The sequence below is a fragment of the Caulobacter sp. BE254 genome, assembly GCF_031457295.1.
Taxonomy (GTDB): Bacteria; Pseudomonadota; Alphaproteobacteria; order Caulobacterales; family Caulobacteraceae; genus Caulobacter.
The window spans coordinates 262,693-276,264 of record NZ_JAVDWJ010000002.1; the positions used below are offsets into that span (position 1 = coordinate 262,693).

Sequence of the window (13,572 nt, forward strand, 5' to 3'; positions counted from 1 at the left end):
ATCGCCTCCCCCACAGGGGGAGGCCCTTGGACCGGTCTACCGCGGCGCCCGCTTGGCCAGGATCCGCTGCAGGGTCCGCCGGTGCATGTTCAGCCGCCGCGCGGTTTCCGACACGTTGTGGCCGCACATCTCGTAGACCCGCTGGATGTGCTCCCAGCGGACGCGGTCGGCGCTCATCGGGTTCTCCGGCGGAACCGGGGCGGCGTCCTTGGCGGCCAGCAGGGCGCGGGCCACGTCGTCGGCGTCGGCCGGCTTGGACAGGTAGTCGATAACCCCGGCCTTCACGGCCGCGACGGCGGTGGCGATGTTGCCGTAGCCGGTCAGCATGATGACCTTGGCGTCCGGGCGCACGTCGCGCACGGCCTCGACCACCTTCAGCCCCGTGCCGTCCTCCAGCCGCATGTCGAGCACGGCGTGGGCCGGCGCCTGACTTCGCAGGGCGCTCATCGCCTCGGCCACCGAAGCGCAGAGCGTGACCGCGAATCCGCGCTGCTCCAGGGCTCGACCCAGCCGCGTCCGCAAGGGCGCGTCGTCGTCGAGAAGCAGCAGGGACTTGTCGGGCAGGGCCGCGACCATCTCAGCAATATCCGCCATGAACTTCAGCGCCTCCCAACGCCGACACTCAACCACGCCACGAGCGAGCCATCTTGTTGCCCAATTGGCGAGTGTCGCAAGTGTTTCATTAAAGCTCGCTCGCTCCGATGATCGCCGGCGCCTCCAGCGCCGACCTCGGCCAGCGCGCGGCGACCACCGCGCCGCCACGCCGCCCATTCTTGAAATCCACGCTCGCCCCGGTTCGTTCCAGCAGCGTCTTGGCGATGAAGAATCCCAGGCCCATGCCGATATGGCCGGTCCTGGACCCCTCCGCCCCCGGACGAGAGGTGACATAGGGCTCGCCCAGCTTGGCCAGGATCTCGGGCGAGAAGCCCGGTCCGTCGTCGCGCACCTCGATCACCACCGCCCGGGCGTCGAAGCGGGCCACCACGATGACCTCGGCCCGGGCGAAGTCGACGGCGTTCTCGACGATGGTCGTCAGGGCGTGGAGGATCTCGGCCCGGCGCCAGATGTCGGGCGCCGAATCGCCCGGCGGGCCGTTGACCACCGCCTCGACCCGGATGCCGTGGATCATGTGCGGCTCGATCACCTCGTGCACCAGCTGGGTGAGGCTGATGCGCTCGTGCACGGCGTCCTTGGCCTCGGGCATCTCGGTCAGCCGGGCCAGGATCTCGCGGCAGCGCGCGGCCTGGCCGATCATCAGCTCGGCGTCCTCGCGGGTCTGCTCGTCCGGGGCGTTGCGGACCATCTCGCGGGCCACGACCGAGATGGTGGCCAGCGGCGTGCCCAGCTCGTGGGCGGCGGCGGCGGCCAGGGCGCCCAGGGCCGAGAGCCGCTGCTCGCGGGCCAGCACCGTCTCGGTGACGTTCAGCGCCAGCTCCATCCGCGCCGATTCCGTCGCCGCCTGCCAGGCATAGGCCCCGGTCAGGGCGATCCCCAGGATCCGCGCCAGCACGATGGTCATCAGGGTCAGGCCGCCGGGCGTGGGCCCCGGTCCGGCCGACGGCGGATAGGGTATGGGCATGAAGAAGAAGGTCAGGACCAGGCAGGCCGCCACCGCCAGGGCCCCGATCGCCACGGAGTACCGGGCCGGCAGGGTGGCCGCGGCCAGGGTGACGGGGGCGATCAGCAGCAGGGAGAACGGATTGACGATCCCGCCGGTCAGGTAAAGCATCCCCGCCAGCTGCAGGGTGTCGAAGGCGATCTGGGCCGTGGCCTCGCCCTCGCGGGCCATCCGCTGGCCGCCGAACGCCAGGCCGATCAGCACGTTCAGCCAGGCCGACAGGGCGATCAGGGAAAAGCACAGGGCGTAGGGAACCTTGAGGTCCAGGACCAGGCCCGCGACCAGCACCGCGATCGCCTGGCCCACCACCATCAGCCAGCGCTGGGCGATCAGGGTGCGGACCCTCAGGCGTCCACGACGCAGCCCTGGCCCCGCCCAGGACCAGTCCTCGTCTTGCGCCGCCTCGACGTCGGGCCTATCGAGCCCGGTCCGAGGCGAACTGTGCGGCGCATTCCTGAGAGACGCGTCTGCCATGTCGCACCATAAGGCCAGAAATTCTCGTCTGGCGAGAGCGAAAGGTTCAAAGCCCATGCCACGCCATCGGTTGCTTGCGATTCTGGCGGGTCTGCTGGCCGTCCTGCTGGCCGGCGGGCTGATCCTCAAGACCGGGGTGCTGGACAAGGCCCCGCCCCCGTCCCTGGTGGGCGGACCGTTCCAGCTGGTCGACCAGAACGGCAAGCCGACCACCGAGGCGGCGCTGAAGGGCCAGTGGAACGCGGTGTTCTTCGGCTTCACCTACTGCCCGGACGTCTGCCCCGGCACCCTGCAGGCCCTGGCCGCGGCCAGCGACCAGCTGGGCCCCAAGGCCAAGGACCTGAAGATCGTCTTCATCTCGGTCGACCCCGGCCGCGACAAGCCCGAGCAGCTGAAGGCCTTCCTGTCGGGCCCCACCCTGCCCGGCAACATCCTGGGCCTGACCGGCACGCCCGAGCAGACGGCCGCCGCCGCCAAGGCCTATCGCGTCTACTACAAGGCGGTCGGCGACGGGCCGGACTACAGCGTCGACCACTCCACGGCGGTCTATCTGATGGATCCCAAGGGCCGGTTCGTCAAAGTCATCCCCTATAACCTGCCGCCCGACGAGATCGCCCGGCAGATCCGCGACGCCATGGCGGGGCGCGGCTAGAGCATCGCGCGGAAAAAGTGGATGCCGGTTTTCCGCAAAGCGATGCGAAACAAAAATCTAGCGCGTTGCGTTCGCGCGACGCTGCACCGCTACCGGAAGGCTGTACTTTCTTAGGCTTCGGCGTGTTATGCTGCATCGCAACATAACGGATGCGCCATGCTGTACGCCCTGCACGAGGCCAGTTTCTACGCCTCAACGCCCCTGCGCCTCGCCGCCCGCGCGGCCCGTGACTTCTGGGGCTCGCCCCTGAACCCGGCGGCCGAGAGCGATCTTGGCCGCCGCATCCACGCCGGCGCGGACCTGGTCTCCAACGTCACCCGCCGCTACGGCAAGCCCGACTGGCGCATCGACACCGTCAAGGTCGGCCAGGTCGACGTGCGGGTGCGGCCGACCGTGGTCTGGGAGAGCCCCTGGGCGCGGCTGATCCAGTTCGACCGCGACATGTCCGACATGCGTCGGGCCGGCAAGTTCTCGCTGGACCCCGCCGTGCTGATCGTCGCGCCGCTGTCGGGTCACTACGCGACGCTGTTGCGCGGTACGGTCGAGGCCTTCCTGCCCGACCACGCGGTGTTCATCGTCGACTGGGTCAACGCCCGCGAGGTCTCGGTCCTGGAGGGCCGCTTCGACTTCCATGATTATATCGACCACATCCGCCAGATGCTGACCGCCCTGGGGCCGCGCCCCAACGTGGTGGCCGTCTGCCAGCCCGGCCCGCCGGTCCTGGCCGCCGCGGCCCTGATGGCCGAGGACGGCGACCCGTCGCGCCCAGCCAGCATGACCTTCATGGGCTCGCCGATCGACGCGCGCCTGTCGCCGACCGTGACCAACCAGCTGGCCGAGGAAAAGCCGTTCACCTGGTTCCAGTCGAACATGATCTATACCGTGCCCCCGCCCTATCCGGGCATGGGCCGGCGCGTCTATCCCGGCTTCGTCCAGCTGGCCAGCTTCATGAGCATGAACGCCGAGAAGCACCAGCAGGCGCACCAGCGCTACTTCCAGGACCTGGTGAAGGGCGACGGCGACAGCGCCGACAAGCACCTGGAGTTCTACGACGAATACCTGTCGGTGCTGGACCTGACCGAGGAGTTCTACCTCCAGACCATCGACATCGTCTTCCAGCAGCACCTGCTGCCCAAGGGCGAGCTGACCCATCGCGGCCGGCTGGTGAACCCTCAGGCCATCACCGACATCGGCCTGATGACGGTCGAGGGCGAGAACGACGACATTTCGGGCGTCGGCCAGACGCAGGCGGCCCACGGCCTGTGCTCGTCCCTGCCCGAGGCCCTGAAGGAGGACTACGTCCAGCCGGACGTCGGCCACTACGGGGTGTTCAACGGCCGCCGGTTCCGCGAGGAGATCTATCCCCGGGTCCGCGACTTCATCCTCAAGAGCGACCCGAACTTCGGCTAGCGAGGTCGAGCCTCTCCCTTCCGTCGTCATCCCGGAAGCCTCGCAGAGGCTGTCCGGGACCCAGGGGACTGGGCGAAGGCGGTGCGGCTGCCTGGGTCCCGGACAAGCGCTGCGCGCTTTCCGGGATGACAACCGCACGTGTGGCCGCAACCCCCACCAGCCTTCGGCCGCCTCCCCCGTGGGGAGGACCTTGCGCGACTCCCGGCCAGGGGCGATCTAGGGACCATGAATCTCTTCCGCCCGCAGCGCTACGCCGACGGTGACCGGCTGGACGTGCGCGGCTGCGCGGTGCGGCTGAAGGTCGACGGCCGGGCGCGGCGGATCTCGCTGCGGGTCGACCGGGCCAAGTCCGAGGTGGTGGCCCTGGCGCCGACCCCGCGCCGCCTGTCCGAGGCCGTGGCCTTCGCCCACGAGAAGGCCGACTGGATCGCCGGCCAGTTGGCCGCCCTGCCCAACCGCCAGGTCATCGCCCCCGGCGGGATCCTGCGGCTGCTGGGCCGGCCCTATCGGCTGGAGGTCGGGCCCGGCCGGCCCAAGATGACCGACGAGGCGCTGGTCGCCCCCGACGACAGCACCTGGTCGCTGAAGATCCTGCGCCTGGCCAAGCGCGAGGCCCTGGTCCGGCTGACCGAGCGCACCGCCCATCATGCCGCCGCCCTGGGCCGTCCCATGCCCTCGGTGGCCATCGCCGACCCCAAGGCCCGCTGGGGCTCGTGCCGTCCGGCCCGTCCTGGCCACCCGGCGGCGATCCGCTACAGCTGGCGGCTGGTGCTGGCCCCGTTCGAGGTGGCCGACTACGTCGTCGCCCACGAGTGCGCCCACCTGGTCGAGGCCAACCACGGCCCGCGGTTCTGGGCGCTGTGCGAGCAGCTGTCCGGCGACCCCGCGCCCCACCGCCGCTGGCTGCGGGCGCATGCGGCGGAGCTGCACGCGATCTCGGCGTAGAGGACCGGGGACGCGCACTCACGGCAAGGCGTCGGTCGGATTGCAGGGCGCTGGTTGTGAGTGCGTGTCCCCAGCGGAGCCGCTGAGTCCGGCGCTGAAGTCGCATGACGCCGTGGATGGCGTTGGGGACATGCACTCACCCTGGGCCCATGGATCAATCTGCAAGGCCTTGCCGTGAGAGCACGTCCCCGGCTTGCGCTCGGCGTTCAGCGAATAAACTCTCGGAATTTCAACGCCCTGAACTTTCTCGACCCGTTTTGATCCCCACCCTTCCAGACCGCCCTTATCCTGACCTCACCTCGTCGCGTGGAAAGGGCGCATGGCCAGCGACCGATGCGGCGGCGGGGGCGATCGAGCGGGAAGCTCCGTCGGCGGTCCTTCGGGACCAAACCTCGCGTCTCCAGGGCCGGCCGGGCATGGAACACTAAAACGGCGTGGCGCGAGGGCTGGCGGAGCAACAGGCGGGCGGTGACGCGCTCGCGGTCCGGGACCGGGGTTCGTTGACCTGGCCCGCCCGCCGGAGGCTTCAAGGCGGCGAGGTCCGAACAGGGCTCAGCGCCGCGGGCTTCCGGATAACGATGGCGCGGAGCGATCGGGCTTCGTCGAAAACGGTTACTACTCAAACACTCCGGACGATGTCCGGCGCTCCGCGTCCCTTTCCATCAGCTCAGCGGCTAGCCGCGTGAGGCGGCCAAGCCGTGCATCCAAGATCCTCCCCCTGTGGGGGAGGTGTCGCCCAAAGGGCGACGGAGGGGGGAGTGATCGGCCGATGACCACAGCCCGGATCGCCAACCCTAAAACTCCCCCCACCGATCGCTGCGCGATCGCCTCCCCCACAGGGGGAGGGGCGCGGTCAGGAGGATCGATGTCAGTAGGGCAACTGCTCCGGAGCCGGCGTTCCGGCCGGCGGGGTTTCGGCGGCGGGGCCTTCGGGGGCGGCGGCCGGGTTCAGGATGTCGCCGATCGGGTCCTCGCCGGCCGGGGGCGGAGGCTCGATCACGCCGCCGGGGATCGGGGTGGCCTTCAGGCGCGGCAGGGTCGCGGCCATGAAGTTGTGCCAGATCTCGGCCGGGGCGCCGCCGCCGGTGACCCGCTTCATCGAGGTGTTGTCGTCCTTGCCGGTCCACACCGCGGTGACGAAGCCGCCGGTGTAGCCGACGAACCAGGCGTCGCGGTAGTCGCTGGTGGTGCCGGTCTTGCCGGCGATGTCGTAGCCCTCGACCTTGGCCCGGGTCCCGGTGCCGCCGGCCACGACCTGGCGCATCATCTGGTTCATGTACTGCAGCGACGGCGAGGCGATCACCGCCGGGCGCGGCGGCTTGTCGACGCTGTGGTCGTACAGGACCTTGCCGCTGGTGGTGCGGATGCGCTCGACGCCGTAGCCCTTGGCCAGGAAGCCGCCGTTCGAGAACGGGGCGTAGGCCTGGGCCATCTCCATCGGCGAGACCTCGACCGCGCCCAGGGCCATCGACGGGTCCAGCTGGATCTTGCTGGTGATACCCAGGCGGCGGGCGGTGGCGGCGACGTTGCTGGTGCCGACCTCGCTGGCCAGGCGGGCGGCGACCGTGTTGATCGACTGGGCCAGGGCCGTCTGCAGGGTCATGGGGCCCAGGTACTTGTTGGTGTAGTTCTTCGGCTCCCAGTTGCCGATCTTCACCGGCTCGTCGACCACCATGACGCTGGGATTGCGGCCCTGATCCATGGCGGTCAGGTAGACGAACGGCTTGAAGGCCGAGCCGGCCTGGCGGCGGGCGCTGGTGGCGCGGTCGAACTGGCTTTCGCTGTAGTCGGCGCCGCCGACATAGGCGCGGATGCGGCCTTCGCCGTCGATGGCCACCAGGGCCGCCTGCTGGACGCCCTGGCCCTTGTGGCCCTCGACGCCGGTCTGCACCGAGCGCTCGGCGGCGACCTGGATCGGCAGGTCCAGGGTGGTTTCGACGACAAGGTCTTCCGTGGGTTCGCCGACCAGCGAGCGCACCTGGGCGTCGACATAGTCGGTGAAGTACTGGGCGCGCTGGTTGGCCAGGGTGGCCGAGACGCGAACCGGCTCCTGGAAGGCCTCGTCGCGCTGCTGGGCGGTGATGGCCTTCATCCGCACCATCTCGTCGAGCACGACGGTGGCGCGGCGGGCGGCGCGGTCGCTGGCCGAGACCGGCGAATAGCGGGCCGGGGCCTTCATCAGCCCGGCCAGCAGGGCCGCTTCGCCGACCGTCAGCTGCGAGGCGGGCTTGTTGAAATAGCGCTGCGAGGCGGCCTCGATGCCATAGGCGCCGGCCCCGAAATAGACCCGGTTCATGTAGAGGGCCAGGATCTGCTTCTTGCTGAACTTCAGCTCCAGCCAGACGGCCAGGATCAGCTCCTGGGCCTTGCGGCGATAGTTCTGGGCCGGGCTGAGGAACAGGTTCTTGGCCAGCTGCTGGGTGATGGTCGAGCCGCCGCGCTGGGGACCGCCCTCGTGGCTCAGGTTCCAGATCAGCGAGCGGGCGATGCCCCAGGGGTTGAAGCCGATGTGGTGGTAGAACTGCCGGTCCTCGATGGCCACGAAGGCGGCCGGCACGTATTCGGGCAGGGCGTCCAGGTCGACCGGCGGCGCGTACTGGCTGCCGCGCACGGCCAGTAGGGCGCCGGAGCGGTCCAGATAGTTGATCGAGGGCTGGCGCTTGACGTCGTACAGCTTGGAGGTGTCGGGCAGGTCGCTGGCGAACACCGCGAAGAAGGCGACGATGAAGATCAGGCCCCAGACGCCGAGCACGACGGTCCAGTAGAGCAACGCCTGCAGGGGCGTGCGTTGCGGCTTCGCCGGCTTGTTCCCGCCGAAGGTACCGTTGGCCATGTCGTCCTTAATCCCGCGAAGGCGCGACCCTTCCGGGGCCGGGCCGCAATCCGTTTAGCCGAAGCGCACAAGACGCGCGACAAGATTGACGAGGAATGAACGCCGCCCCCCGCCCCCTTCGCCCCAGCCTCGCGCCGCCGCTTGCGCCTCGCGCGTGTTCATGGTTCGTTTCAGCTTCCAATCGTATCGCGAACACGCTGATGAGCCGCCTTGCAGACCCGATGAGGCCCCCGATAAGGCCCCCCATGGGACCTATGTCCGCTTTCAAACCGATTTTGAGGGCCGGATCGTGGCGCCGCGCTTGGCCTGGCCCCCGCGCGCTGTCAAAAGACGCTCGTGTACGACCATCCTGATTCCGCCTACGCGCCCCGTGACCTGGGGCCGCCCGCCTCGCTCGACGCGGCGCGCGAGGTGCTGCGCCGCACCTTCGGCCACGCGGACTTCCGGGGCCTGCAGGCTGGGGTGATCGGCGAGCTGCTGGCCGGGCGCAGCGCCCTGGCCGTGCTGCCCACCGGCGGCGGCAAGAGCCTGTGCTACCAGATCCCCGCCCTGGTTCGTCCCGGCCTGGGTCTGGTGGTCTCGCCGCTGATCGCCCTGATGGCCGACCAGGTGGCGGGCCTGCAGCAAGCCGGCGTGGCGGCCGAGCGGCTGGACAGCAACACCCTGCCGGGCGAGCGGGCCGAGATCTGGCGGCGGATCGACGCCGGGGCGCTGGACCTGCTGTACCTGTCGCCCGAGGGCCTGATGCAGCCGTCGATGCTGGAGCGGCTGTCGCGCCTGCCCCTGTCGCTGGTCGCGGTCGACGAGGCCCACTGCGTCAGCCAGTGGGGCCACGACTTCCGACCCGAATACCGCATGCTGGGGCGGCTGGCCGAGGTGTTCCCCCATGCCCCGCGCCTGGCCGTCACCGCCACGGCCGACGCCCGCACCCGCGACGACATCCGCAGCGAACTGCGCCTTCAGGGCGCGGCCGAGTTCGTCGACAGCTTCGCCCGCCACGAGCTGGCCCTGAACGCCGAGCGCAAGAAGGGCAAGGGCCACGAGCGGGTCATCGAGCTGGTCACCGAGCGACCGAACCGGGCCGGCGTCGTCTATGCCGGCAGCCGCGACTCCACCGAGAAGCTGGCCGAGAAGCTGATCGCCGAGGGGATACCCGCCCTGGCCTACCACGCCGGCCTCGACAAGGCCGTGCGCGCCCGGCGGCTGGAGGAGTTCCTGGAGGCCGACGAGGCGGTGATGGTGGCGACCATCGCCTTCGGCATGGGGGTCGACAAGCCCGACGTCCGCTTCGTGATCCACGCCGACCCGCCGGCCGCCATCGAAGCCTATTGGCAGGAGATCGGCCGGGCCGGCCGCGACCGCCAGCCCGCCGAGGGCATCACCCTCTACAGCTCGGCGGACCTGGCCTGGGCCGTGCGGCGGATCGAGGCCCAGAGCGCGCCCGACGAGGTCAAGGCCGTGCAGCTGCGCAAGCTGCGGCAGTTCTACGCCATGCTGGAGGGCGTCACCTGCCGCGCCGCCGCCGTCCGCCGCTATTTCGGCGAGGAGGGGGTCGAGCGCTGCGGGGTCTGCGACATCTGCGTCTCGCCGCCGACCGGCGTCGACGCCACCCAGGCCGCGCAGAAGGCCCTGTCGGCCGCCCACCGGATGGGCGGACGGTTCGGGCGCGGCCGCCTGGTCGACCACCTGCTGGGCAAGACCAAGGACGTCACCTCGGCCGAGGCGACGATGTCGACCTTCGGCATCGGCAAGGAGTTCAGCCCGCAGGGCTGGCGCGACCTGATCGACACCCTGGTGTTCGAGGGCCTGCTACGCGAGGACCCCAACGACGGGCGGCCGCTGATCGGCCTGGGCGACGGCGAGGGCGTACGCCAGGTCTATCGCGGCGAGCGGCTGGTCTCGGTGCGCCAGCAGGCGGCGACGGCCGACAGTCCGGGACGTTCAGGCGCCGGCAAGACGGCCCGCAAGCGCCAGGCCCTGACCGTGCCGCTGGAGGACCAGGCGCTGTTCGAAGCCCTGCGCAGCTGGCGGCGCGAAGAGGCGGCCCTGCAGCACGTGCCGCCCTATGTGATCTTCCACGACGCCACACTGGCCGAGATCGCCGCCGCCCGCCCGGCCACGGTCGCCGCCCTGGCCAAGGCCGGCGGCGTCGGCCAGGGCAAGCTTGACCGTTATGGCGAGGCGGTGCTGAAGGTGGTGCGCGACAACTAAGTGGCGCCGGCGAGGGAAACGTTTCGCGGCGCGACGTGTTAGGCTGTTGGCGCCTCATTCCACGGGATTTCGCATGACCGACTTCACGATCAAGACTCCGGCCCCCAAGGCCTCCGCCAAGACGAAAGCCCAGGCCGGCGTGAAGCGCGCCAAGGTCGCCGTCGAAAAGGCCGTCGAGACCGTGGCCGAAAAGACCGAGGTCGCCCGCGCCTACGCCGCCGAGAAGGCCGAAGTCGGTAAGACCTGGACCGCCGAAAAGGCTCAGGTCGCCCACCAGCAGGCCGAGGAGCATCCCGTCGCCCTGGCGGTCGGGACCTTCGTGGCCGGCCTGGTGTTCGGCTTCCTGCTGGCCCGCAACTTCGACCGCTAGAGTCTCAAAGCGAGAGCCGCTCGGCGGTGACGCCGGCGGCGCGCAGGGCGGCCATTCGGGCGAAGGCCAGGGTCAGCGCCTTGCGCCGCGCCGGGGCAAGCGGCGCGACCGGCGCCTCGCGCATCACCGCGCCGCCGAAGCCGTCGGCGACGATCAGGCCCGGCTCGTCGGGCAGGATCCCCTCGGGAAAGTCCGGCGACACCGCGAAATAGAAGGCGTCGCAATAGGGGGCGTATTCGGGCCACTTGCGGTCGACGCGGAAGTCCTCCAGCCCCGACTTGACCTCGACGATCAGCACGTCGCCCTTGGGGCCCAGGGCCATCAGGTCGGCGCGACGGCCATTGGGCAGGGTGACCTCGGCCAGGGGCGCATAGCCCAGCGACACCAGGAACCGCCCGGCCCCGCGGGTCACCAGGTCGGTGGTCTCGGGCCGCGAGGGCCGAAGATCGATGACGACGTCCATGCCGGAACCTTGTTCCAGCTTTGTTCGCGGATCAAGGGGTCAATAGTGGTAGCGGCATTGCGCCACTTCCAGCCGCTGGTCGTCGCCCGAGCCGGCGACGCGATAGACCAGCCGGTCCTCCAGCGTGACACGTCGCGACCACCAGCCCTTCAGGTCGCCCTTCAGCGGCTCCGGCTTGCCCGTGCCCTTGAACGGCGTGCGCAGGCATTCCTTGAGCAGGGCGTTCACCCGATCCAGCGTCGTCTGATCGGTGGCCTGCCAGTGCAGATAGTCTTCCCAGGCCTGGTCGGAGAAGACCAGCTTCACGGCTCGATCAGCGTCCGCTCCGAGCCTTGCCCGGCGTCCAGCTGCGCGATCGACTGGCGCAGGCGCTCGGCGTTGGTCGGCGACGACAGGAGGTGCAGGGTCTCCTCCATCGCATGCCAATCCGACAGCGAGACCATCACGACGGACTCGGCCTTCTGGCGCGTCACCACGACGGGCGCGCGGTCCTCGACCACCCGATCCATGACTTCCTTGAGATTGGCCCGGGTGTCGGAATAGCTGATCACGTCCATGGCGATCCTCCATGATCGACGCGCTCACTGTGGTACAATATTTTGTACAGATCAAGACGCGTGATTCGTAACCGTAGCATCGCGTATCCATCGCCATGGCCTCGGTTGGTCAGGCGGCCACCGAGGTAGTGGTCGGCACGACGCCGGCGGCAGGCCAAGCAACCGTTGGATCAGGCCGGCGGCTGCTGCGGATATTCTAGCTTGGCGTAGCCCAGGGCCTTGACCCGCGCCAAGGCCGCGGCCTTGGCGGTCGCGTCCATCACCGGCTTGCGCGACAGCAGCCAGACGAAATTGCCGCCCGGTGTGGCCATGATCGCCCAGGACTGGTCGTCGGCCCGGTCGAGCACCCAGTATTCCTGCTTCTTCAGGCCGCCCAGGAAGCTCATCTTGAACTTGGCGTTCTGGGTTCCCGAAACGATCTGGCCCGTGGTGTCGAACACCTTTTCCGCGCCCGCGGCCGAGCCCTTGCGGCAGATCTGGTGCACCGAGAAGCCGTTGGCGCCCTTGCCGGTGAACTCCGTGGTCGGGGCCTGACAGTCGCGCTGGCCCGAATTGGGCGTGCGGGCGATCTCGTACCACTTGCCGGTGTAGAAGCTGGCGGCCACCGGCTTGGACGGCTGTTGAGCCGCCGCCCAGGCCGCGACCGGGGTCTGGGTCGCGAGCAGGGTCGCGGCGGCGATCAGGATCGTAAGTCTGCGCATGACGTCATCTTGCCCCCAGGGACGCCAGAAACGCAAAGCGCCTCGCCGAAGTTCCGGCGAGGCGCTGGCGGGCGTGCGACGGCGGCCTATTCGGCGGCGATGGTCACCGGCGTGGCGCGGTCCCGGAAATTGATGGCCTGCAGGTGGCGGATGCCCTCCTCGGCGATGTCGTCGCCGACCATCCGCTCGCCCTCGCCCTTCAGCTCGTCCAGGTCGACATACATGGCGTAGAAGGCCTTGGTGCGCTCGGTGATGATGCCGGCGTTGAGCAGCGTCTTGACCAGCACCCGGAAGATGTTGGTCTGCTCCTTCATGTTCTCCCGGCGGAAGTCGTCGGTCATGATCTTCCCGTACTCCTCGACCACCTTGTCGGGATCCAGGCCGAACTCGGCGTAGAGGTCCAGCTGCTGGTGCGGGGAGACCAGGTTGAACAGCAGGGTCTGGAAGCAGTGCGCCGCCCAGTCCTCGATGATCGCGTGCTCCTCGGGGGTCAGCTTGGGCACCGTTCGGTCGGCCCAGATCTTCCCGAATTTGTGGTGGAAGGCCTCGTCGGTCATCACCAGCTGCAGCATCTTCTTGCCCAGCGGGTCATGGATCTTGGTGTAGAAGGTGGCGAAGGCGCCCATGGCCAGGCCCTCGACCAGCATCTGCATGCCGATGATCTTCTTGTAGACCTCGGGCGCGCCGATGATCTCGACCAGCAGGGTCTTCAGGGCCGGGCCGCATTCGACCGGCTTGCCCCAGCGGGCCTTGATGTACTTGGCGAAGGCCGTGACGTGGCGGGCTTCCTCGCGGGTCTGGTTGGCGGCGTATTCCTGGGCGCCCTGGTCCTTGAGCACGTGGCACAGGCTGGCCGACAGGTTCAGCGCCCCCTGCTCGCCGTGCAGGATCGACGAGAAGCTGCGCAGCACCGACTGGTTGATGAAGCGGATGCGCTGCTTAGGATCGCTGAGGTGGTCGGAGACGTAGTCGGTCGACAGGGCGATGACCAGGTCCTCGGGAACCAGCGCCTGGTTCTCCATGTCGAACGGCTCGTCATAGTCGATATAGGTCTTGTCCAGCGGGTCCCAGAAGTGGTCGTGGGTCGCCGAAATGATCTTGTCGAACGCCGTGGAGCGGTTGTTGTAGCGGTCCAGTTCGAGCATCGACTCGAAGTCGTCCGGCGCCACCGCGTCGTACATGGCGTCCTTGGTGATGTTCTTGTCCGTCACGCTTGTCATCCTGGGGGCTCCTCGCCTGAAGGGGCTGGCCAGGCTCCGTCTAACGCGGGTCTCTGGCCTATCTAAACACTGTCAACTCAAAGGGCCGGCGGGGTCAAATTAAAAATGACGGCCGCGT

Annotated in this window: 13 protein-coding genes; 5 read left to right on the forward strand and 8 right to left on the reverse strand. The window is 69.1% G+C overall.

Annotated features, from left to right (window positions below):
- Positions 1–36 precede the first annotated feature (36 nt).
- Together J2X41_RS05370 and J2X41_RS05375 are read right to left on the reverse strand one after the other, a co-directional pair.
- Complete coding sequence (locus J2X41_RS05370) at positions 37–594, reverse strand: ActR/PrrA/RegA family redox response regulator transcription factor (protein ID WP_310080238.1); 558 nt, start codon at positions 592–594, stop codon at positions 37–39.
- An 88-nt stretch (positions 595–682) separates the two neighbouring features.
- Positions 683–2,092: an ActS/PrrB/RegB family redox-sensitive histidine kinase gene (locus J2X41_RS05375; protein ID WP_310080240.1), complete on the reverse strand. Its 1,410-nt coding sequence runs from the start codon at positions 2,090–2,092 to the stop codon at positions 683–685.
- 55 nt (positions 2,093–2,147) lie between these two features.
- Between J2X41_RS05375 and J2X41_RS05380 the strand changes: the two genes are divergently transcribed.
- The 3 genes from J2X41_RS05380 to J2X41_RS05390 all read left to right on the forward strand — a co-directional run bounded on the left by J2X41_RS05380 (position 2,148) and on the right by J2X41_RS05390 (position 5,099).
- On the forward strand, positions 2,148–2,744 hold the full coding sequence (locus J2X41_RS05380; RefSeq protein WP_310080242.1) for an SCO family protein: 597 nt from the start codon (positions 2,148–2,150) through the stop codon (positions 2,742–2,744).
- A 156-nt stretch (positions 2,745–2,900) separates the two neighbouring features.
- Positions 2,901–4,154 carry a polyhydroxyalkanoate depolymerase gene (locus J2X41_RS05385; RefSeq protein ID WP_310080244.1) on the forward strand — a complete coding sequence of 418 codons (1,254 nt, stop codon included), beginning with the start codon at positions 2,901–2,903 and terminating at the stop codon, positions 4,152–4,154.
- Positions 4,155–4,379: 225 nt separating this feature from the next.
- The gene (locus J2X41_RS05390) at positions 4,380–5,099 is read left to right on the forward strand and encodes a SprT family zinc-dependent metalloprotease (protein ID WP_310080247.1); all 720 of its coding nucleotides are present in this window, start codon (positions 4,380–4,382) and stop codon (positions 5,097–5,099) included.
- A gap of 868 nt (positions 5,100–5,967) precedes the next feature.
- Here the strand turns inward: J2X41_RS05390 and J2X41_RS05395 are convergent.
- Positions 5,968–7,932, reverse strand: a complete 1,965-nt coding sequence (locus J2X41_RS05395; RefSeq protein WP_310080249.1) for a penicillin-binding protein 1A — start codon at positions 7,930–7,932, stop codon at positions 5,968–5,970.
- 375 nt (positions 7,933–8,307) lie between these two features.
- Between J2X41_RS05395 and recQ the strand changes: the two genes are divergently transcribed.
- Both recQ and J2X41_RS05405 read left to right on the forward strand, forming a co-directional pair.
- Positions 8,308–10,143 carry a DNA helicase RecQ gene (gene recQ, locus J2X41_RS05400; RefSeq protein ID WP_310080724.1) on the forward strand — a complete coding sequence of 612 codons (1,836 nt, stop codon included), beginning with the start codon at positions 8,308–8,310 and terminating at the stop codon, positions 10,141–10,143.
- A 73-nt stretch (positions 10,144–10,216) separates the two neighbouring features.
- Positions 10,217–10,513 (forward strand): hypothetical protein, encoded by a 297-nt coding sequence (locus J2X41_RS05405; protein ID WP_310080251.1) that lies wholly within the window; start codon positions 10,217–10,219, stop codon positions 10,511–10,513.
- Between the two features lie 4 nt (positions 10,514–10,517).
- Here J2X41_RS05405 and mmcB read toward each other — a convergent pair whose 3' ends face one another.
- From mmcB to J2X41_RS05430, 5 genes are all read right to left on the reverse strand, one after another.
- Entirely contained in the window at positions 10,518–10,976 is a 459-nt protein-coding gene (gene mmcB / locus J2X41_RS05410) for a DNA repair putative endonuclease MmcB (protein WP_310080253.1), read from the reverse strand.
- 39 nt (positions 10,977–11,015) lie between these two features.
- Complete coding sequence (locus tag J2X41_RS05415) at positions 11,016–11,282, reverse strand: Txe/YoeB family addiction module toxin (RefSeq protein WP_310080255.1); 267 nt, start codon at positions 11,280–11,282, stop codon at positions 11,016–11,018.
- Positions 11,279–11,533, reverse strand: a complete 255-nt coding sequence (locus tag J2X41_RS05420) for a type II toxin-antitoxin system prevent-host-death family antitoxin (protein WP_310080257.1) — start codon at positions 11,531–11,533, stop codon at positions 11,279–11,281. The genes J2X41_RS05415 and J2X41_RS05420 overlap by 4 nt, the downstream gene beginning before the upstream one ends.
- A gap of 170 nt (positions 11,534–11,703) precedes the next feature.
- Entirely contained in the window at positions 11,704–12,234 is a 531-nt protein-coding gene (locus tag J2X41_RS05425; protein ID WP_310080258.1) for a lipocalin family protein, read from the reverse strand.
- An 86-nt stretch (positions 12,235–12,320) separates the two neighbouring features.
- Positions 12,321–13,445, reverse strand: coding sequence for a ferritin-like domain-containing protein (locus J2X41_RS05430; RefSeq protein WP_310080725.1), 1,125 nt, complete (start codon positions 13,443–13,445; stop codon positions 12,321–12,323).
- Positions 13,446–13,572 lie beyond the last annotated feature (127 nt).